Consider the following 19,866-nt stretch of genomic DNA (forward strand, 5'->3'; position numbering starts at 1 on the left):
ATGGCCGATACCGAACTCGCAGCCCGCATCAAAGCCGCCCTGAACGCCGTCGAAATCCCCGGCGGCGGTGACCTCGCGAGTTTTTCCGGCCTTTCAGAAATCATCGTCACCCCCAGCGCCGTCGCCTTTGCCGTCGGCGTGCCGCAGGGCATGGAAGCCGCCTTCGGCCCCGCTCGCGAAGCGGCCATCGAAGCGGTGAAAACCCTCTCCGGCACCCGCAAGGTGATGGTCTCCATCACCTCGGAAAAGCAGGCGGGCCCCAAATTCTCCCACGGCTCCCCCAGCCGCAGGGCAAGACCCGCGTGAAGGGCGTCCGCCGCATCATCGCCGTCGGCTCGGGCAAGGGCGGCGTCGGCAAGTCGACCACCTCAGTCAATCTCGCCCTGTCTCTCGTCGCGGAAGGCCTGAGAGTCGGCATGCTCGACGCCGATCTCTACGGCCCTTCCATTCCCAAACTGCTGGGTATCGAAGGCCGCACCGCCCTGCGCGACGACGGCATTTTTGCGCCGCACGAGGCCTTTGGCCTGAAGGTCATGTCGATCGGCTCGATGCTCGTCCCCGGCCAGGCCGTCGTCTGGCGCGGCCCCATGGCGACCTCCGGCCTCCGCCAACTGCTGCGCGAAACCGATTGGGGCGATCTCGATGTCCTCGTCATCGACCTGCCGCCCGGCACCGGCGACATCCATATCGGCCTTTTCCAGCAGACCATCGTTGATGGCGTCGTCATCGTCTCGACCCCGCAGGACCTGGCGCTAATAGACGCCCAAAAGGCCATCGACATGCTCCGCCGCATGTCTGTGCCCATCCTGGGGCTCATTGAAAACATGAGCTATTTCATCGCCCCGGATACCGGCAACCGCTACGACATCTTTGGCACCGGCGGCGCCGAAAAGGCGGCTGCGCGTCTGGAGGTACCCTTCCTCGGCGCCATCCCGCTGGTCATGTCGATCCGCGAAAATTCCGACGCGGGTGTGCCGCCCGTATCGGTGGACCCGCAGGGAGCGGAGGCGTCGGCCTATCGCCTGATTGCGCAAAGGCTGGTTGCTGGCATGCCAGTCAGCAAGGCGCCGTTCTAGGCGGATTCTTGCACCGAAATCGATTGCTGAAATCGATTGCATGACTTTTCCGAACAGGCTATCCGGCTAGTCCAACAAGGGCGCAGCGCCCGGCGGAGGGCTTATGTTTTCGATAGATCGTAAGGATTTTGGTCCGGACTTCACCTTTGGCGTCGCTACGGCCGCCTATCAGATCGAAGGCGGTCAGCGCGATGGTCGCGGCACCTCGATCTGGGACACGTTCTCGGCGACCCCGGGCAATGTTCACAATGGCGATACGGGCCTCAACGCCTGCAATCACTACGAACTCTGGCCGCAGGACCTCGATCTGATCCGCGATGGCGGCTTTGACGCCTATCGCTTTTCGCTGTCCTGGCCGCGCCTGATCCCCGAAGGCACCGGCGCCATCAACCAGGCCGGTCTCGACTTCTACGATCGCCTGATCGACGGCATGCTCGAGCGGGGCCTCAAGCCATACGCGACGCTCTACCACTGGGACCTGCCCTCGGCCCTGCAGGACCGCGGCGGCTGGATGAACCGCGACATCGCCAACTGGTTTGGCGACTACGCGACGCTGGTCGGCGAAAAGTTCGGCGACCGACTTGCCGCCACGGCAACTATCAACGAACCCTGGTGCGTCGCTTTCCTTAGCCATTTCCTCGGCATTCACGCTCCGGGCTATCGCGATATGCGCGCCGCCGCGCGCGCCATGCACCACGTGCTCTTTGCCCATGGCACCGCCATCGACGCGCTGCGTGCCACCGGTACCAAAAACCTCGGTATCGTGCTCAATCTCGAAAAATCCGAGCCTGCGACCGACAGCGAAGCAGACAAGGCCGCCTGCAATATCGGCGATGCGCTGTTCAATCGCTGGTATCTCGGCGGCGTCCTCAAGGGCCAGTATCCCACTGAACTGACCGAATGGCTCGCGCCCTATCTGCCGGCCAATTATCAGGCCGACATGTCTGTCGTGTCGCGTCCGCTCGATTGGCTGGGGATCAACTACTATACCCGCGGCCTCTATAAGGCCGCCACCGAACCCGGCCGTCCCTTCGCCCAGATCAAGGGCCAACTCGAACAGACCGATATCGGCTGGGAAATCTACCCCAAGGGCCTGTCGGACCTCCTGGTGCGCGTCTCAAACGAATACACCAAGATCCCGCTCTACGTGACCGAGAACGGCATGGCCGAGGTCGAAGGCGACGACGATCCGCGCCGCGTAAAATACTATGATGAGCACCTCAAGGCGGTGCTCGCTGCCCGCGAAGCGGGCGCCGACGTGCGCGGCTATTTCGCCTGGTCGCTGCTCGACAATTACGAATGGGCCGAGGGCTACAACAAGCGCTTCGGTCTCGTGCATGTCGACTATGAGACGCAGCAGCGCACGCCCAAGGCGAGCTATCGTTCTTTCCAGGGCATGCTGCACAACACGCGCTAGACGTGTATAGGTCCGCATCTCTTTAATGCGATGCGGACCGTAAACTGCCATGACCTCTGAACTCACCGACCTGCCGGAATCCCTGGTTCGCCTCGAAGACCTGCTGGCCGAGGCCGGCGACGAGGCCATGCTGCTTTCCGAGCTTGATGGCTTCCTGTGCTGTCTGGCCGTGGGGCCCGAGCCGATTGTCCGCGAAGAATGGTGGCCGTTCGACTGGCTGGCTGATGAGCGCGACGGCGCCAAGCCCGGCACCGGGGAGCTGGAAGCGTTGATCGTGGCACGTCTTGCCGAGATCGAGGGCGAACTCAGCGCTGGCGAATATGCGCCGCTCTACGAGGTGGACGAAGAGACCGACGAGGTCGTCTGGCAGGTCTGGATGGCGGGCTTCCAGCAAGCCATGCTGCTGCGCTTCGACTACTGGGACGAGTTTCTGCGCGAAACCAGCGACGACGCCCGCGGCGAGGCCGCCATGCTGCTCGCTTCAGGCCTGATGCTGTCTTCGCCCGATACCAAGCCTGACGATACGGCGGGCGAGGAGGAATGGGCCGAGTATGACGAAGTAATCGAGGCAATGCCCGAAAACCTCGCCGTGGCAGCCGTGCTGCTCCATCAGCTGCACAAGGCCGACTAGGCCGCGACGTCGGGCAGGCGAGCTTGCATCAGGGCCCTGGTCAGCCGGTGCTGCGGCGCTGCGAACAGGGCTGCGGGCTTGCCCTCTTCGACGATCTTTCCTGCCTCCATCACCAGCACACGATCTGCCATGGCGGCGACCATGTCGAGGTCGTGGCTGATGATGATGTAGGTGAGGCCAAACTGGTTCTGCAGTTGGGCCAGCAGATCAAGCACATCGCCACGCACCGAAACATCGAGCGCCGATACCGGCTCATCGAGCACGACGAGACTGGGGCGCGTTACAAGGGCGCGCGCGATGGCGAGGCGCTGCCGCTGGCCGCCGGAAAATTCATGTGGGAAGCGGGCGAGCATGCCTCGCTCGAGCCCGACAGATTCTATCGCATCAACAAGCCGCTGTTCGTGTTCGCCATGGTCGAGGCCCGGTACGAGCCGCAGGGGCTCCCCAAGCGACTGGGCAATGCTCAACCGCGGATTGAAACTGCCGAACGGGTCCTGGAACACCAGCGAGAGATCGGCGCGGCGAGCCGGCGGCAGATCGCTGCCGCGATAGGACGTGCCTTCGAGGTGCACCTGACCCGAGGTGGCGCTGTCGAGGCCGACGATCATGCGGGCGAGCGTGGTCTTGCCGCAGCCGGATGGGCCAACCAAAGCAAGGCATTCGCCCGCGGAAACGCGGAAGCTGACATTGTTCACTGCCAGCAATGGCTGCTGCCCCCAGCGCCAAAAACCGCCTTGCGAGAAAGCCCGCGTCAGATGGTCGACCTCTAGCAAGGTCTTGTCGGCCACGTGCGGTTCGCCCTGGCGCGGCGCCATGCGCGTCGCCGCAACCAGTTTTTGCGTATAGGCCTCAGCCGGCCGTGACAGCACCTCTTTTATCGCGCCGCTTTCGACAAGCTTGCCACCGCGCAACACGGCAATCCGATCGCAGAGAGCGGCGACGGCGCGCATGTCGTGACTGATGAAGATCAGCGTCATCTGCCGCCGGTCGCAGATTTCCCTGATGAGATCGAGCACCATGCGCTGCGTGATGACGTCGAGGGCCGAGGTGGGTTCGTCGGCAATCATCAGGTCTGGTGCGCTGGCGAGCGCCATGGCGATCATCACGCGCTGGCGCTGCCCGCCCGAGAGCTGATGCGGAAAACGCTCGGCATGGCGCGCTTCGAGCCCGACCTCTTCGAGGAGGCCGGCAACGGCGCTGTCACCATCATGGCCGGTCAGCTTGAGCGCTTCCTCGATCTGGTCGCCAACCCGCATCAGCGGATTGAGCGCCGTCATCGGTTCCTGAAAGACCATGCCGATGCGCTGGCCGCGCAGCCGCGCCATGGCCTTTTCGTCTTGCGGCAGGGGAGCACCATCGAAGAGGATGGCGCCGGATACTTCAGCATTTTCAGGCAGGAGGCCGGTGATGGCCAAGGCTGTCAGCGACTTGCCCGAGCCGCTCTCGCCGATGACGCCGAAACGGTCGCCCTTGTTGATGGTCAGGGATAGGTCCGAGATCGCCGGCTTGCCGCCAAAACTGATCGTGAGTCCTGTGATTTCAACCAGCGACATTGGCCAACCCTCGATTGCGCAGGCGCGGGTCGAGCGCATCGCGAAGGCCGTCGCCAGCAATGTTGAGCGCGATCACGATGACGACGATGGCGAGCCCCGGCGCGAGGCTGAGCCAGGGATGGATCAGGAACAGGCTTTGTGCATCGCGCAACATCAGCCCCAGACTCGTGGCAGGTGGCTGTGTGCCGAGGCCGATATAGGAGAGGCCGGCTTCAGCGAGAATGCCGAGGGAGAGCTGGATCGTGCCCTGCACGATAATGAGGCTAGCGATATTGGGCAGCAGGTGCCGCAGAGCGATCATTGGCCTGCTGAGGCCGGCTAGTCGCGCGGCGGCCACGAAATCGAGCGTCGAAATGGCCAATGCGCCGCCGCGGGCCACTTGGGCAAAAACCGGCACATTGAAAATGCCAATGGCGATCACCGCATTGCTGGCGCCGGGCCCCATCAGCGTGGCGATGAGAATAGCGATGACCACGGCCGGGAAAGCGAAGGCGAGATCGGAGAAGCGCAGCACGACCCATTCGACCGGCCCGCCATAAATGGCTGCAGCAAGCCCCAGCGGCACACCGATACCGGCCCCGATGAGGACGGCCATGGCGCCGACGGTAAAACTCGTCAGTGTGCCGGACATGATCAGCGAGAGCATGTCGCGGCCCAGTTGGTCCGTGCCCAGCCAATGCTCCGGTCCCGGCGTCGCAAAGCGCCGGGCGATGGAGATGTCGGCGATAGGGTAGGGCGTCCAGATGAGCGAGAGCAACGCGAGAATCGCGAAAAGCACTGTGGCGCTGAGCCCGATGACAAGGCCGGGATGTTTCAACATGTTGCGCCAGCTCATATCCGCCGCTCCCGCAAACGCGGATCGACAAGGCCATAGGCGAGATCGACAACGAGCATGGTGAAGCTGACGACGAGCACGAGAATGATCGTGGCGCTGCGCACCAGCACGAGATCACGCTCAGAAATAGCGGTGAAGATCAGCCTGCCGAGGCCCGGCAGGTAGAAGACGTTTTCGACGATGATCGTACCGGCGATGAGGAAGGCGAATTGTAGCCCGAGAATGGTCAGCACCGGCAAGAGCGCGTTGCGCACGCCATGGCGCCACAGCGCCTCACCAAAGGTCATGCCCTTGGCGCGGGCAGTGCGGATGAAATCCTGTGTCGAAACATCGACCAGGGCCGTGCGCATGACGCGCGCCAGAATGGCGGCCTGGGGCAGGGCGAGCGCGAGGCTGGGCAGCACCAGACCGCGGAGCGAGGCCCAGGCGTCTTCATTCCAGGGCGTAAAGCCGCCCGGCGGCAGCCAGCGCAGGGTGACAGCGAAGAGCAGCGTGAGCAGCATGCCGAACCAGAAATTGGGTATGGCGACGCCCGTCTGCGCGAGCACCATGAGCGCGGTATCGATGAGCTTGCCGCGATGGCGCGCGGCCAGAATGCCGAGCGGCAGACCGATGGCGACGGAAATCACCATGGCAAAAAGTGTCAGCGGCAGGGTGACGGACATACGCTCGGCGATGAGGCCAGCTACCGGCAATTTCTGCGTCTGCGAAAGACCAAAGTCGCCGCGCAGCATGCCGAAAAGCCAATTGCTGAAGCGAACGATGGCTGGGTCATCGAGCCCCATCTGCAGGCGCAGCGCGGCGACCGCTTCGGGCGTGGCATTGATGCCGAGGATGAAACGCGCGGGATCGCCGGGGAGGAGATCGAGCAGGAGGAAGATGACGGCAGCGGCGATCAGCAGCGTGACGAGGAAGCCGAAAACGCGGCGGAGGATATAGAGGGTCATGGGGTGCGAGCCCCACATGCCGCGGCTCCCGCCCCCTCCCCAGCCCTCCCCGCAAGGGGGAGGGTGACCGGCCGGTGGCTTTGATCAAATAGTGCCAAAAACTGGAAGCGGCACCTCCCCCTTGACGGGGGAGGTTGGGAGGGGGTGCTGGCAGGCCGGAAATGTCCAGTATGCCCTCGGCGTCGAAGTTTCTATTCAACCCAATGGACGTCGCGCAGCACCACACCTTCGACGGGTGCGTTCTGCCACATGCCTTCGAGCTTGGCGTTCCAGACGCCCGTCTGGGCGAGTTCGAACAGGAAGCCGTTGACCGCATCCTGGGCGATGATGGTCTGCATCTGTTGTGCCAGCTCCTTGCGCTTGGCCTCGTCGGTCGTGGCATTGAGCGTCTCGTTGAGGGCCTGCACTTCAGGATTGTTGTAGCCAAAATAGTAGTCGGGATTGGCATAGATGCCAATGTCGAAGGGTTCGACATGGCTGATGATGGTCAGGTCGAAGTCCTTGTTGGCAAAGACGTCTTCCAGCCACTGTGCCCATTCCATGTTGATCAGCTCGAGCTTGATGCCAACCTTGGCGAATTCGCTGGCAATGATCTGGCCGGACACGCGGGCATAGTTGACCGGCGGCAGCTTTAGGGTTGCCGAGAAACCATCGGGATAACCGGCCTCGGCCAGCAGTTCCCGCGCCTTGTCGAGGTCATAGGGATAGGTATTGGTCAGGTCGACATAATAGGGATGGTGCGGGGCGAAATGGCTGCCGATCGGCACGCCATAGCCATAGGTCGCGCCATCGATGATGTCCTGGCGATTGAGGGCATGCGCCATGGCTTGGCGCACTTCGAGCTTGTCGAAGGGCGACTTGGCGTTGTTGGTCGAAAGGATCGTCTCGCCCTCGGTCGAACCAACCAGAACCTTGAACTGCGGATTGCCGTCAAACACCGGCAGGGCTTCGGCGGCAAAATTGTAGGTGCCGTCGACATCGCCGGCGAGCAGCGCATTGGTCATCGTGGCGGTATCGCCGATGAACACATAGGTCGCCTTGGTCAGCGCCGGCTTCTCGCCCCAATAGGGACCGTACTGCTCGAGAATGACGCGGCTGCCGCGATCCCACTGCACGAAGGCGAAGGGGCCGGTGCCGATCGGGTCGGTCGCGTTATTAGCGGCACTTTCGGGGGCAACGATGACGGCATCACCGCGGCCGATATTGAAAAGGAAGAGACCATCCGGGCGCGACAGGGTGAATTCCACGGTCAGCGGATCAACAACGGTGACGGCCGAAATGGCTTCATAGAGCGCCTTCTGCGCATTGACGCTGTCTTCGGCCAGAATGCGTTCAAAAGTGAATTTCACGTCTTCTGCGTCGAAGGCGGTGCCGTCGTGGAAGGTGACGCCGTCATTGAGCGTGAAGCGATAGGTGAGCCCGTCCTCGCTGACGGTCCATTCGGACGCCAGACCCGGCTGCACTGCGCCGGTTTGATCGATACGGGTCAGCCCCTCGAAGACATTTTGATAGACGACGACGTCGATGGCCTCGGCGGCGCCGGCCGTCGGGTCGAGCGCTGGCGGCTCAAGCGGGGCGCCGACGCGGATTTCGGTCGATTGCGCGAACGCAAGGCTGGTGGCCAAAAGCAAACCGGCACTGGCCAGCGCGAAAGACTTGGTCACTCTCATATCTGTCTCCCAGAAGTCGGCGCGGCTCGGCGCCTTTCGCTAGGTATAGGCAAAGTTGCGCGCTGGTGCACCCGCATTGGGCGCTAAACTTTTCGCCTAAGCGTCTATCCGGTGGGAAGAAAGACCTTCCGCTAGTCGGTCGGCAGGTTGTCCACGAGATCGGCAGGAATTCGGAGCGAAAAGAGCACACCATTTTGGCCGGCCGGATCGACCGACAGCGAGACTGCATTGACCGCGAGGAGTGAGCGGGTGAGCGCGAGACCAACGCTCGAGCGAACCGGTGCCAGCGCCTGGCCGGTCTTGCTCAGACCATCACGGAACACCACGAAGCGTTCGGCCATGTCCACGGCGTGATTGGAGCTGTCGCGCACATGGATGGCGATGCCGCCATCGTCGAGCAGCTGCGCCGAAATGACGACCGTGCTGCCCACCGGGCTCTGGTCGATGGCGCTGGCGAGCAGGTTAAGCACGGCCTGCGCCAGCGAGGCACGATCGGCCGTCACGCGCGGCAGGGTTTCGGAAATGGCATTGCGCACGATGATCCGCCCGGCATTGGCCTGGTTGCGGATGCGCAGCACGCAGGTTTCGAGCAGTTCGGTCAGGTCGAGGCTGGCGCGTTCGGCGAGGTATTTTCCTTCACGCAAGCGCGCATAGTCTTCGAGCTCGTCCACCAGCGCCGCAATGTCATTGCCGGCGGCGGCAATGTCCTCGGCATAGGCCTCATAGCGCTCGTCGCCCAGTTCGCCAAAGGCCTTGCTGCGCAGCAGTTCGGCAAAGCCGATAATGGTGTTGAGCGGTCGCCTGACGCCGCGGCCGATGCGGGCGAGTAGCGCCGGGTCGGCATCCGGCGCGCCAAGGGCACGGCGCGGCGCGAGATTGCGCGGTCGCACCATGGCGAAATAACCGCTGACGATTCCGGCCTGTCCCTGGGCGAAAAGCACGATCTCGGACTTGTTGTCGAGCGAGCGCAGGATGATGGCGGGGCGCTCTGTCTCCGCAAAGCGACCGGGACGTTCGAGGAAGCCGCGAAGCGCAAAACCATCCTCGGACGAAATCAGTGCCGAGAGCGGTTTGCCAAGAATGGTGTTGCCGCCGCCGAGTGCCGCCGAGGCCGACGAATCGGCTAACCGAACCACCCCGGTGCGGCTCAATTCGACAAAGCCGTCGCCACGCAGTTCGGCAAAGGCCTGGGCAAAGGCGCGTACCGCATCTTCGTGACCGGTGCGGACTTCTGTCGTGCTGGCCGAAAGCATCAGCGCCGGCCGGCCCTGCCAGGAGGTCGACTGCAGGCGGGCGGTCACCGGCACGAGCGTACCATCACGCTGCACCAGATGATTGACCGGGCCAGCATCCTGTTCCCCGTTGCTGGCCGGGAAAATGGCAGTAAGCCCCGCCTGCCGCAGGGACTCCACGGACTCATAGCCAACCATTTCGGTAATGGCGCGATTGGCAAAGAGGATCTGCTGATCGCGGAAGACCAGAATGCCGAGCGGCAGGCGATTGAGTACCAGGGTCTCGCCGCCGAGACTGACCAGCGACCCGCCCGCCTTTTCAGGGCCGGCTTCTACAGTGGCCGGTATTGTGGGCGACGCTGCACCCTGCAGGCCAACGCGGTCGTTGAGAATGCGCGACAACTCGTCGAAATTGTAGCGCGAAACGCGCTCCACCAGATCGTGGCTGACTTCCGGCTCGCTTCCGGCCGGGAAGAGCGAATCGTCCTCCGGACGCTCTTCGACCACCTCGGGCAGCACGGTTGTGCGAAAGCCTCGGCCGGTGATCTTGAAAAGCCTCGGCGTGATTTCGTCCGACTGTGCAGGTTCTTCGGCAGCGGCCGACTGCGGGACTTCGTCATCCGCTTCATTGAGAGGCGTATAGAGGTCTTCGTCGGCCGCGAGACGATCCACTAGCGCGCTTAGGCTGCGGTAGAGCGGGCGTTCGTCGTTTTCCTCCGGCGCTACAGGGGGCGCCTCGTCTTCTTCGTCGAGGTCCGAAGCGTCTACCTCGTCGGTGAACACGGTCGGCTCCGCGGCGGGGGCATAGACCGTTTCAGGATCCGCATCCTGCCAATCGTGCAGCTCGCGGCTGTACGAGTCATCGGGCGCGATGGTGGCTTGAGGCGCACCGGCAATTTCGTCTTCGGGCTCGCTTTCGCTCTCGGAAAGCACCTCGATTGCCGCAGTCTCTTCAGGAGCCGGAGCGCTTGGCTCTTCGATGACCTGGTCAATCGCTGCCGCTACGTCATCCTGCGGTGATGCAGGGTCGTTCGGCGCGACTTCTGGGGAGGCTGGATCTGCCGACGATGACTCGGGTGCTGCGCTATCCGGCGACGTGCCGGCGGCGGCAAGAATTTCGGGATCGATGGGATCGACCGAGACGATGAGGAGATAGGCTTCCTCGCCTTCGAGCAGCAATGGCGTCGTGGCGCAGGTCGCCGAAGCCGGTTTGTCACCGGCATTGAACTGGAAGCGCGCGAGGCTCGTGCGGCCGGGCGAACCGAGGCGGATGGTGCGCGCCACCTGTCCCTTGAGCGGCACCGCAAGCGGGGCAAGCTTCAATCCGCTTTTCTTGAGCTTGGCCAGAAACAGGCCTGCGGCCGGGTTCGACCAGATCAGCCTTTGCCCATCCTGCGACCATAGCCAAGCCGGCCGCGCGTCTTGCGCGTGCTGCAGCACCCGGCGGGCATTCGGCGATGTGGTCCACTCGGCATTCATAGACAGCGTGTTGAGGCCATTTGTGTTTGTGCCAGAACGACACAAATTTCAGAAAGTTCTTTAAGTGTTCTTCATTATCGTGCCGCTGAAAACGAATCCAGCCCGCGGCACACATCCCGCCCATTCAATCGTCGCCATGGTTAAATGCGAGGTCCTAAGGAATGGTCACAAGGCCCACTGCAATTGGTTGAACGCGCGCTTCGCGGCGTCTGTCCACAGGGTCAAAATCGGTGCTTGTCATTGTGACGATCTCGACCTATGTTCCGCCCGCTTTCGGCAGCCACCCTTGGCGCCGTCGCGGTATGCCGCCTTAGCTCAGTTGGTTAGAGCGCTAGATTGTGGATCTAGAGGTCCCCCGTTCGATCCGGGGAGGCGGTACCACCTTCCCCCAGAAAAGTTTGAACCTCGTACGTGACCCAGGAACAGTCTGCGTCCGGCTCAGCGCGCCAGAACCTGGGGCGGGCGTCATAAGCTGCGCCCCTCGGCGCCGTGCCATAGGCTGAATCGACGTCGACTTCGCCTGTCAGTGTTCATTTTTCGCTTTCTGCGGTGGCGGGTCGTCTCGGTGGCTCCCAACCCGTCTGGCGACCTGCTCATTTTGACAAGGGAGGACACGTTTACAGGGTGAGGCGGAGCGTCTGGATGCTTTCGGCAATGTCAATAAACGCCTGCCTGAGCGCAGCGCCATTCTCAGCAAGATAGGCATGCTCGGAGCTGGTCGCGCAGCTGGACATGAAGTTGCGGGCGGCAGCGCTGTCGATGATCTGAAAGCCCACAGTGTACACGGTTATGCCGGCGGCCTTCATCGACGCGCAATACTGATTTGCCTGATAGTAGGGGTTGCCGTTGGGCGCGTTGCAATTGATATGATCAGAGGCATTGCCGCTGCCCGACGTCGAGTCCTGGCTGATGACTCCGTCGCAGTACACGCTGTTGTATTCGCCATCGGTCATGATGATGGCCATCTTGGCCACCTGCGGGTCGCCGTAGGACCCCGGGCGGTTGTCGGCGGACGGCCAGATATCACCGAAATTCGGTGACAGCATGTACCAGGTCCAGGCGACGCCCAGATGGCCGCCTGTGGATCCGCCTGCCGCGAGCGCGTTGATGCGTGTCTCCAGCAGCCCGCCGTCGTCGGTAAGCGGCGTGACGGACTGGAGTGAGCACGGGTTGCCGGAAGCAGCATAGTTGCGGCCGAGATAGGCCGTGCTGGGCGCCGCATCGGTGAAAGGCATGGCAGTACGCTCGCTGACACAAGTGCTTACCTCGAAAAAGCGCATGTTTCCTTGCATATTGCGGAAGTAATAGTAACGGCAGCCCGAGAGAACGCAGTAGGCTTCGCCGCCCGAGGTATAGTTGCTGTAGTTGGGGCCGAATGTCCCCGAAAGCGCGAAGCTGGCTCCCGTTACGGAACTGAGTTGGTAAAGCCTGTTGTTGATCTGGCTCATGCCGCCAACGTCCTTAAGGTAGACGTTTTGGCCTGTGGCGAAGTTGTGCCCGCTTGCGGTAACGACAACTTCGCATCCCGAGGCCGCGCAGGGGCGGACGGTTCCGCCGCTCGAATAGGTACCATAGGAGCGTCCGTCTACGCCTTGCAGGGTAAAGCGGTTGGTTGAGACGCTCGTAACCGTGAAGGCCTTGCCGTTGAGCTGCGTCATCCCCGCAACACCGCTGATATAGACGGAGCTGCCATTGGTCAGTCCGTGGGCCGGCGCCGTTACCACCACTGGCTGGGCCTTCGTAGCTCCCGTTATCGGCACCCCTGCACGGCTCGCCCAATAGGCGGCCGACATGGGATGTGCCGGTTCAATCGGCCCACGCGCCTGTACAGCCTGGGCGCCAAGATTGACACCGACGGAATAGGGCACCAGCGCGATACGACTCCGGCTTCCCGGCTCCACATCGGCCATAATGATGTCCACGAGTTCGTTGGCGGCCACCTTGAGGTCGGCCACCCGCTGGCCTGCCATGGACCCGGTGACATCGAGCGCCACGGCGATTTCGATATCGGTGTTGCCGCGTGCTGCCTCGGAATTGATCGCGGCCCCGAGTTGATGCACGCCGAGGAGGGCGACGAAGATAGTCGGCACCTCGGCCTGTGCGGTCAAGGTAATCGAGCCCCGCGCAAGGTCGAGGGTGGCAGACAACACGTCTACTGTAGCGGACCCGCTGACCTGACGCCTTACCAGGGCCTCGGCCTGCTGCCTTAGAGTTTTTTCATCAGGAAGGGGATCGGCATAGACGCTTGGCTGCAACGCCAGCGCGGCCGCGTCCAGTGCGACCTGCGCTTGCGAACGGGTACGCTCCAGTTCCACGAAATCGACAACCGCCCCTCCGAAGGCGACGAGCACGATCGCCATGACGCCGAACATGACGGCGAAGGCGCCGCGCTCATCGGCGAGAAAACGCCGGAACGGCGAGCGAAGAGTCAGTTTTGGCGCCATGCTGCAGCTCCCTCAAACGGGTGCACGGAGTTTTGCCGCCAAATCCTTGCTAAAGAACCACCACTTTTGTGTTCAATTGCACACGACCGTAAAGATCGATCACGTCTTCGTTGGTCATGCGGATGCAGCCGGACGAAACGTTCTGGCCGATGCTCCAGGGCTCATTGGTGCCGTGGATGCGATAAAGGGTCGAACCGAGATAAAGCGCGCGAGCGCCGAGCGGATTGTTCGGGCCGCCTTCCATGTGGGCAGGCAGGCCCGGCTGGCGCTTGCGCATTTCGGCCGGCGGGGTCCAGCCCGGCCATTCGGCCTTTCGTGAAACGCGGTGCGTGCCGCTCCATTCAAAGCCGTTGCGGGCAACGCCGATGCCGTAGCGCAGCGCTCGGCCGTCGCCGAGAACGAAGTAGAGAAAATGCGCGCCGGAATCGACCACGATCGTGCCGGAGCGTTCGCCGGTTGGATAAGGAACGACCTGTCGCAGATAGACCGGCTGGACCTGGCCGCTGGCCTGCAGCGCCAGGGCATGGCGTGGGCGCTGGTTGGTGAGGGTCACGCCGGGCGGCGGCGCGAAGCGCCAGCCTGGCTGGAAACGGGAATCTGCAAAGCCGGGCGCGACCTGGGACAGCACCATTGCCGCCGCTGCAAAGCCCAAACCAACCAACCGCATCGTCTTGACCATGATCATCGAGCCCCCTTTGGCACCGGGCGCAATTGTGCCTCGCAAGCCCCAAGGACCGGTCAACCGGCATGGTAAAGGAAGCGATAGAAGTGAGGGTTAGCAGGCGGTTAAGTCGCCAGCCGCCCTGTTGCTTCGGAGCAACACGAACGCGGCCTGCGACAGACTGTCTCACTTTGCCCTTGCCGATCACGGAGCCGCGATCTAGAAGCGCAACGTCCGCATCTGCCAACCGAGGGAGGCACTTTACATGAAAGCCATGTTTGTCCGCCGTTCGGGGAATTGGCATCATCTTACCCGTACCAACCGACATCCGGTACAGGGCTAACAAAGCCTTCGGTAAGTCTTTCGGGTTCTTTGCCCGCGGATCGTCCAACTCCTGCTGAAGCGTAGACCGACTCGTACTGCGTCCGCTCTCCGCTTTTTCCTTCCTTCATAACCAATGAGGCCGGCAGGGTTGCCCCTTGCCGGAGCAAAAATGTCTTCAAACGCGCTTTCCGAGCGCAGCGTCGTGCTGCGTCTTGAATTCTCCATCGCCGATGCCGTGCACCAGCGCGGTCTCGTCCCTGTCCTTGCCGCTGCACTCGCTGCCTGGTGGAACCGGCCCCGCGTGCCGTCCGAGCTGCCCGCTTACCTGCGGGAAGATGTCGGCCTGCCGCCGGTTGCAGAACCCGTCCAGTGGCACACTCTTCCTACGGCCTCTCTGATTCCGCATCGCAAAGGCCGGAGGGTGACGTGAGGCCCCTTGGCGGCCGGGGTCCTCCCCGGCCGCTGCCCGCACCAATAGCTGCCCAACCTGTTGTTTCCCCAAAACCGATGGGCTAGAGCAGGGGTCCCGAAGGGGGAAAGGTTTTGGCGCGCTTTGCGTGCGCAAAACCTTAGCCTGCGCCCGCCTCCCAGAGTTGTTCCGATGACCGAAAAGACCAAGCTGATAAATCCCCGCCTGCCGCGCGGTTTTGAAGACCGCACGCCCGGCGATATCGCTGCCGTCGGCCAGATGATCGAGACGATCCGCAAGGTCTATGAGCGCTATGGCTTCGACCCCGTCGAAACGCCGCTCTTCGAATTCACCGAAACGCTCGGCAAATTCCTGCCCGATACCGACCGGCCCAATGCCGGCGTCTTTTCGCTGCAGGACGATGACGAGCAGTGGATGAGCCTCCGCTACGATCTCACCGCTCCGCTCGCCCGCTATTTTGCGGAGAATTTCGAGACGCTGCCAAAGCCCTATCGCTCCTATCGGCAGGGCTATGTGTTCCGCAACGAAAAGCCGGGCCCGGGTCGCTTCCGCCAGTTCATGCAGTTTGACGCCGACACAGTTGGCGCACCGGGCGCCGAAGCCGACGCCGAAATGTGCATGATGATGGCCGACGTCATGGATGCGCTCGGTCTTGGCGGCAAATACATTGTCCGCGTCAATAATCGCAAGGTGCTGGACGGTGTGCTTGATGCCATCGGATTGGCAGACGACCCCGCTCGTCGGTTGGTCGTGATGCGAGCGATCGATAAGTTGGATCGGCTAGGCCCAGATGGTGTGCGCCTTCTGCTGGGCACCGGCCGAAAAGACGAGAGCGGCGACTTCACTGACGGCGCTGGCCTCAGCTCGGAGCAAGCAGAGTTTATCCTCGGCGTCTTGTTCTCTAACATCGCATCTGAAGAGAATACCAACAGGATTGGGGGGCCTGAAGCTGCGAGGGCATTGAGACCAAACGCCCGTTTCCCCGTGAACGATTATATCAACAATGTCAGCCCGTCTTTCACTGAGGGGATCGCCGAGCTCAGCCGAATGAAAAGTCTCTTTTATTCGGGTGGTTACGGTCCTGAACGCATCAAGATCGATCCATCCGTGGTCCGCGGCCTCGAATATTATACCGGCCCGGTTTTCGAGATCGAACTGACCTTCAAGGTGCAGAACGAAAAGGGCCAGGACGTTGTCTTCGGCTCCGTCGGTGGCGGTGGCCGTTATGACGGCCTCGTCTCCCGCTTCCGCCGCGAGCCCGTTCCGGCGACCGGCTTTTCCATTGGCGTTTCGCGCCTTGCCAATGCCCTAAAACTGACCGGCAACCTCGGCGCGAAGGAGCCCGTGGGCCCCGTCGTCGTCCTCGTCATGGACAAGGACCAGACGGCTCGCTACCAGGCCATGGTCTCTGAATTGCGAAAAGCCGGCATTCGCGCCGAAATGTTCCTGGGTTCGACCAAGAACTTTGGCAAGCAGGTCTCCTACGCCGACAAGCGCAACGCGCCGGCCGTGGTCATCGAAGGCAGTCAGGAGCGTGAGCTGGGAATTCTGCAGATCAAGGATCTGGTCGCCGGCAAGCAGGCCGCCGAAGGCATTACCGACAATGCCGAATGGAAAGCCGCGCGCCCCGGCCAGTTCGAGGTCAAGCGCGAAGACCTGGTTTCGGCCATCCAGAAACTCTTGAGCGAGCAGTGATGCTTTTTCGGCAGGGGCAAGAGCCATGACTAACGCCGCGATGCGACGGGCCCAGCTCGAAGCCCTTGTCGAAGCCCAGGGTGGCTGCCGCGCCACGCCGCCGCTCTTGCTGCCGGCCGATCCTTACTTTGATCTTGCTGGCGAGGAATTCGGCCGCCGTCTGCTGCTCACCAGCGATCTGACCGGCGCCGAGCATTGCCTGCGGCCTGAATTCACCCTGCCGATCGTGCGTGATTACATCGCCGATGGCACGCGCCAGCCGGCCGCCTTCACCTATCTCGGTCCCATTTTCCGCCAGCGCGAAACCGGTCCCGTTGAATTCGATCAGGCCGGCATCGAACTGCTCGCACAGCCCGATGGCGAAGTGGCGCTCGACCAGGTCTTTACCTTCGCTCGTGCTGCCCTCTCCATCTATGGCCTGCCTGCCCGCGTTCGTCTTGGCGGTGTTGGTCTCTTCGAGGCGCTCTTGGTGCAGGCCGATATGCCTGCCGCCTGGCGCCCACGCATTCGCCACCGTTTTGGCCACACCGAAGCCATGGAGCGCCTGCTGGCACGCCTTGAGGCGGCGCCCGACGCGCCGCGGCAGGAGCAACCCTCGCGCGATGTGCTGATCGAGGACGTTACGGCCCGCATGGTGTCATCAGGCCTCAGCCTCTCCGAAGGCCGCACGCCCGAGGAAATCGCTGATCGCTATCTCGAACAGCAGGCATTGGATGCCGCGCATGTTCCGGCCAAGACGCTGAAACTGCTGCGTGATTATCTCGCCATATCAGGCGATGTGCTCTCGGCCCTGCGTCAGATCGAGGCTTTGGCCGATAGCCACAAGCTCATTCTCGGCGCGCCCATCCGCGCCATTCGCCGTCACCTCGACAAGCTCGGCGAAGCGCGTGTGGACTTCGACGCCGGTTTCTCGCCGCGGCTCGATTACTATACCGGCATCGTCTTTGAAATGACCGGCCGTAATGGCGACGTCCTGGCTTCCGGCGGACAATATGATCGCCTGCTGGAGCGCCTCGGTGCCACGGCGCCCATCGCCGCCTCAGGCTGTGCGCTCTGGGTCGATCGCCTCGAAGCGGAGATATCGGCATGACCGGCATCACTCTCGCCGTGCCCTCCAAGGGGCGCCTGGAAGAACTGACGCGCGAGTGGTTCGCCGCGCGCGGCCTCACCATTTCCCGTCCCGGCGGCGCGCGTTCCTATCTCGGTGTCATGGAAGGCGAACCCGACGTGACGGTGCGCTTCTTCCCCGCTTCGGAAATTGCCCGCGAACTGATCCGCGGCAATATCGATATCGGCGTCACTGGCCGCGATCTCATCCACGAGACCAGCGAAACCGGCCCGGACAGCGTGCACTTTGCCCGCTCGCTCGAATTCGGCCATGCCGATGTGGTCATTGCCGTGCCTGAAGCCTGGATCGATGTCACGCATCTGCATGACCTAGCCGATGTCGCTTCGGACTTCCGCAGTCGGCACAAGCGCTGGCTGCGGATCGCGACGAAGTACATCACCATCACCCGCCAGCACTTTGCCCGCGCCGGCATTGCAGAATATCGGATCGTCGAAAGCCTTGGCGCGACCGAAGCCGCACCTGCTTCCGGCGTGGCCGATATCGTCGTGGACATTACCTCGACGGGCTCGACCCTCGCGGCCAATGGCCTGCGCGTGCTCGATGATGGCATCATGCTCAAGAGCGAGGCCAATCTCATTGTATCGCGCACCGCTGACTGGCCGGACGAGAAAAAGCGCAAGCTCAATTCTCTGCTCGCCCAGCTTGCCGCTGATCCGCTTTAGCCCGGCCCGATAGATGCTCGATCCCTTGACCCTAGTCGCCCTTGGGGGCGTCGGCCTTCTCGCCGGCTTCGTCGATGCCGTTGCCGGCGGCGGCGGCATGCTGACCATTCCGGCTCTGCTCTCGGCCGGCCTGCCGCCCATTGCCGCACTCGCCACCAACAAGATGCAGTCGGTCATCGGCACCGCCATGGCGACCTATACCTATTGGCGCAAAGGCTTCGTCTCGTTCAAGCTTCTGATACCATCGATTGCCGTGACCTATGCGGGCAGCTTTCTCGGCGCCCTCACGGTCAAGCAGATCGATACGTCATTGCTCAACCTCGTCGTGCCCTTCGCGCTGATCGGCGTCGCGCTATACTTCCTCTTTGCGCCCAATCTCTCCGACGCCGATCGGGCGGCGCGCCTCGATTTTCCCAAATGGGTGCCGCTTCTCGGCTTTGCCATCGGCTTTTATGATGGCCTTTTTGGTCCGGGCACCGGCTCGTTCTTCACCATCGGTTTCGTGCTGCTTTTCGGCCTCGGCGTGACCCGCGCCGCAGGCAATACCAAGCTGCTCAACCTGACATCGAACCTCGCCGCGTTGACTATCTTCATTCCGAGCGGCGACGTCGTCTGGCCGGCCGTGATGTGCATGGCCGTCGGGCAGATCATCGGCGGCTATGTCGGCGCGCATGCCGGCATTCGCTTCGGCGCCAAGCTGATCCGCCCACTGGTCGTGGTGATTTCCATCGCAATGGCGATCAAGCTGATCTTCTGGCCCTGAGGGCAGCGGTCTAGAGTTCGCTGCCGAAGGCAGCTTCCACTGCACGCATGGTCTGTGGCCCGAAACTGCCGTCGATCGTGCCCTTGTAAAAACCGTCGCTCTTGAGATGTTCCTGGATGCGGCGGCGGAAATTGGGCGAGGTCTCGGCCGAGCCGATTTCCTTGAGTTCATCGAGGGCAAGATCGAGCCCATTGACGAGCGCCAGATAGGCGAGATCGCCGGCCTTGCGCGAATCCATGGCAACGCCATCCCCATAGAGATAGCGCAGCGCCAGGGCCCAATGGCCGTTGGGCTCGCCTGCGTCTGAAGCACGCTGGTACCAGGCGGCGGCTTCCGTCGCATCCTTGGCCACCCCATGACCGCCGAGATAAAGCTCGCCAATGGCGTAGAGCGCGTAGGAATAGTCGTTGTCCGCTGCCTTGCGGAACCAGTTCATGGCTTCGTCATAGTCTTGGCCGACGCCTTCGCCGAGCCGGTACATGCTGGCGACATTGCTCATGGCGGCGGGAAGGCCGGCCTCTGCGGCTTTCATGTACCAATCGAAAGCCTCGAAGAAATCCTGCTCGACATGCTCGCCGCGGTCATACATCAGCGCCAGCCGGTTCATCGAATAGGCATCGCCCGCATTGGCGGCCAGCGAATACATCTCGAAGGCATAGGCATAGTCCGGATCGCCGCCATTGTCGGCGAAATAGGCTTCATCCGCCTCGGCGACGATTTCGGCGAGATCGTCGGGATCGTTGGGGTCGAGATTGGTCGTCTGGGTCTGTTCGGTCGTGGACTTGGTTTTCGTCTTCTGCGCCAGGGCCGCAGAACTGCCGCCAAAGACCAGCGCCAGCAGTGTGATTGCCATGACCAGAAAACGCATCGGAACCTCCCAAGCCCTAGATGCCTGAGAATGAAACGGCGCGGGCTTTT

General features: G+C 62.5%; 17 protein-coding genes and 1 tRNA gene. 10 read left to right on the forward strand and 8 right to left on the reverse strand.

The genetic code is table 11. The annotated features are described in order from the left end of the window. From NVV77_RS03040 to NVV77_RS03055, 4 genes are all read left to right on the forward strand, one after another. Positions 1–306 (forward strand): iron-sulfur cluster assembly protein (locus tag NVV77_RS03040; RefSeq protein WP_295410612.1); only part of this gene is annotated, 306 nt, incomplete at its 5' end. Beyond that, complete coding sequence (locus tag NVV77_RS03045; protein WP_295410614.1) at positions 303–1,076, forward strand: Mrp/NBP35 family ATP-binding protein; 774 nt, start codon at positions 303–305, stop codon at positions 1,074–1,076. The genes NVV77_RS03040 and NVV77_RS03045, both read left to right, overlap by 4 nt. Positions 1,077–1,179: 103 nt before the next feature. Continuing rightward, the gene (locus NVV77_RS03050) at positions 1,180–2,493 is read left to right on the forward strand and encodes a GH1 family beta-glucosidase (RefSeq protein ID WP_295410616.1); all 1,314 of its coding nucleotides are present in this window, start codon (positions 1,180–1,182) and stop codon (positions 2,491–2,493) included. A gap of 49 nt (positions 2,494–2,542) precedes the next feature. Then, the gene (locus tag NVV77_RS03055) at positions 2,543–3,124 is read left to right on the forward strand and encodes a UPF0149 family protein (RefSeq protein ID WP_295410618.1); all 582 of its coding nucleotides are present in this window, start codon (positions 2,543–2,545) and stop codon (positions 3,122–3,124) included. Here NVV77_RS03055 and NVV77_RS03060 read toward each other — a convergent pair. The 5 genes from NVV77_RS03060 to NVV77_RS03080 all read right to left on the reverse strand — a co-directional run bounded on the left by NVV77_RS03060 (position 3,121) and on the right by NVV77_RS03080 (position 10,840). Beyond that, positions 3,121–4,677, reverse strand: coding sequence for an ABC transporter ATP-binding protein (locus NVV77_RS03060; RefSeq protein WP_295410620.1), 1,557 nt, complete (start codon positions 4,675–4,677; stop codon positions 3,121–3,123). The genes NVV77_RS03055 and NVV77_RS03060 overlap by 4 nt on opposite strands. After that, the gene (locus NVV77_RS03065; RefSeq protein ID WP_295410622.1) at positions 4,664–5,512 is read right to left on the reverse strand and encodes an ABC transporter permease; all 849 of its coding nucleotides are present in this window, start codon (positions 5,510–5,512) and stop codon (positions 4,664–4,666) included. The genes NVV77_RS03060 and NVV77_RS03065 overlap by 14 nt, the downstream gene beginning before the upstream one ends. Then, positions 5,509–6,459, reverse strand: a complete 951-nt coding sequence (locus NVV77_RS03070) for an ABC transporter permease (RefSeq protein WP_295410624.1) — start codon at positions 6,457–6,459, stop codon at positions 5,509–5,511. The genes NVV77_RS03065 and NVV77_RS03070 overlap by 4 nt, the downstream gene beginning before the upstream one ends. Before the next feature lie 191 nt (positions 6,460–6,650). After that, positions 6,651–8,129, reverse strand: a complete 1,479-nt coding sequence (locus tag NVV77_RS03075; protein WP_295410627.1) for an ABC transporter substrate-binding protein — start codon at positions 8,127–8,129, stop codon at positions 6,651–6,653. A gap of 131 nt (positions 8,130–8,260) precedes the next feature. Next, the gene (locus tag NVV77_RS03080) at positions 8,261–10,840 is read right to left on the reverse strand and encodes a histidine kinase dimerization/phospho-acceptor domain-containing protein (protein WP_295410629.1); all 2,580 of its coding nucleotides are present in this window, start codon (positions 10,838–10,840) and stop codon (positions 8,261–8,263) included. Positions 10,841–11,144: 304 nt separating this feature from the next. Here NVV77_RS03080 and NVV77_RS03085 point away from each other — a divergent pair. After that, a tRNA-His gene (locus NVV77_RS03085) sits at positions 11,145–11,221 on the forward strand. Between the two features lie 236 nt (positions 11,222–11,457). Here the strand turns inward: NVV77_RS03085 and NVV77_RS03090 are convergent. Both NVV77_RS03090 and NVV77_RS03095 read right to left on the reverse strand, forming a co-directional pair. Continuing rightward, complete coding sequence (locus tag NVV77_RS03090; RefSeq protein ID WP_295410631.1) at positions 11,458–13,284, reverse strand: ubiquitin-activating E1 FCCH domain-containing protein; 1,827 nt, start codon at positions 13,282–13,284, stop codon at positions 11,458–11,460. Positions 13,285–13,333: 49 nt separating this feature from the next. Continuing rightward, positions 13,334–13,963 (reverse strand): L,D-transpeptidase, encoded by a 630-nt coding sequence (locus NVV77_RS03095; RefSeq protein ID WP_295410793.1) that lies wholly within the window; start codon positions 13,961–13,963, stop codon positions 13,334–13,336. 475 nt (positions 13,964–14,438) lie between these two features. On the opposite strand from NVV77_RS03095, the gene NVV77_RS03100 reads away from it, so the two are divergent. From NVV77_RS03100 to NVV77_RS03120, 5 genes are all read left to right on the forward strand, one after another. Beyond that, complete coding sequence (locus NVV77_RS03100) at positions 14,439–14,699, forward strand: hypothetical protein (RefSeq protein WP_295410633.1); 261 nt, start codon at positions 14,439–14,441, stop codon at positions 14,697–14,699. 171 nt (positions 14,700–14,870) lie between these two features. After that, on the forward strand, positions 14,871–16,394 hold the full coding sequence (gene hisS, locus NVV77_RS03105; RefSeq protein ID WP_295410635.1) for a histidine--tRNA ligase: 1,524 nt from the start codon (positions 14,871–14,873) through the stop codon (positions 16,392–16,394). A 25-nt stretch (positions 16,395–16,419) separates the two neighbouring features. Next, on the forward strand, positions 16,420–17,484 hold the full coding sequence (locus NVV77_RS03110; RefSeq protein ID WP_295410637.1) for an ATP phosphoribosyltransferase regulatory subunit: 1,065 nt from the start codon (positions 16,420–16,422) through the stop codon (positions 17,482–17,484). Continuing rightward, the gene (gene hisG, locus NVV77_RS03115; RefSeq protein WP_295410639.1) at positions 17,481–18,185 is read left to right on the forward strand and encodes an ATP phosphoribosyltransferase; all 705 of its coding nucleotides are present in this window, start codon (positions 17,481–17,483) and stop codon (positions 18,183–18,185) included. The genes NVV77_RS03110 and hisG overlap by 4 nt, the downstream gene beginning before the upstream one ends. A 25-nt stretch (positions 18,186–18,210) precedes the next feature. Next, positions 18,211–18,948: a TSUP family transporter gene (locus NVV77_RS03120; protein ID WP_295410641.1), complete on the forward strand. Its 738-nt coding sequence runs from the start codon at positions 18,211–18,213 to the stop codon at positions 18,946–18,948. A gap of 10 nt (positions 18,949–18,958) precedes the next feature. Here the strand turns inward: NVV77_RS03120 and NVV77_RS03125 are convergent, their stop codons facing one another. Then, on the reverse strand, positions 18,959–19,816 hold the full coding sequence (locus NVV77_RS03125; RefSeq protein ID WP_295410643.1) for an SEL1-like repeat protein: 858 nt from the start codon (positions 19,814–19,816) through the stop codon (positions 18,959–18,961). Between the last annotated feature and the right edge of the window lie 50 nt (positions 19,817–19,866).

This window comes from Devosia sp. (assembly GCF_024707125.1).
Classification (GTDB): Bacteria; Pseudomonadota; Alphaproteobacteria; order Rhizobiales; family Devosiaceae; genus Devosia.

Bases quoted from the DNA above. Each gene is read 5' to 3' on its own strand.
- NVV77_RS03060 (WP_295410620.1), bottom strand. From the start codon at position 4,677: ATGTCGCTGGTTGAAATCACAGGACTCACGATCAGTTTTGGCGGCAAG.
- NVV77_RS03065 (WP_295410622.1), bottom strand. From the start codon at position 5,512: ATGAGCTGGCGCAACATGTTGAAACATCCCGGCCTTGTCATCGGGCTC.
- NVV77_RS03055 (WP_295410618.1), top strand. From the start codon at position 2,543: ATGACCTCTGAACTCACCGACCTGCCGGAATCCCTGGTTCGCCTCGAA.
- NVV77_RS03075 (WP_295410627.1), bottom strand. From the start codon at position 8,129: ATGAGAGTGACCAAGTCTTTCGCGCTGGCCAGTGCCGGTTTGCTTTTG.
- NVV77_RS03100 (WP_295410633.1), top strand. From the start codon at position 14,439: ATGTCTTCAAACGCGCTTTCCGAGCGCAGCGTCGTGCTGCGTCTTGAA.
- NVV77_RS03070 (WP_295410624.1), bottom strand. From the start codon at position 6,459: ATGACCCTCTATATCCTCCGCCGCGTTTTCGGCTTCCTCGTCACGCTG.
- NVV77_RS03095 (WP_295410793.1), bottom strand. From the start codon at position 13,963: ATGGTCAAGACGATGCGGTTGGTTGGTTTGGGCTTTGCAGCGGCGGCA.
- hisG (WP_295410639.1), top strand. From the start codon at position 17,481: ATGACCGGCATCACTCTCGCCGTGCCCTCCAAGGGGCGCCTGGAAGAA.
- NVV77_RS03110 (WP_295410637.1), top strand. From the start codon at position 16,420: ATGACTAACGCCGCGATGCGACGGGCCCAGCTCGAAGCCCTTGTCGAA.
- NVV77_RS03080 (WP_295410629.1), bottom strand. From the start codon at position 10,840: ATGAATGCCGAGTGGACCACATCGCCGAATGCCCGCCGGGTGCTGCAG.
- NVV77_RS03090 (WP_295410631.1), bottom strand. From the start codon at position 13,284: ATGGCGCCAAAACTGACTCTTCGCTCGCCGTTCCGGCGTTTTCTCGCC.
- NVV77_RS03050 (WP_295410616.1), top strand. From the start codon at position 1,180: ATGTTTTCGATAGATCGTAAGGATTTTGGTCCGGACTTCACCTTTGGC.
- hisS (WP_295410635.1), top strand. From the start codon at position 14,871: ATGACCGAAAAGACCAAGCTGATAAATCCCCGCCTGCCGCGCGGTTTT.
- NVV77_RS03125 (WP_295410643.1), bottom strand. From the start codon at position 19,816: ATGCGTTTTCTGGTCATGGCAATCACACTGCTGGCGCTGGTCTTTGGC.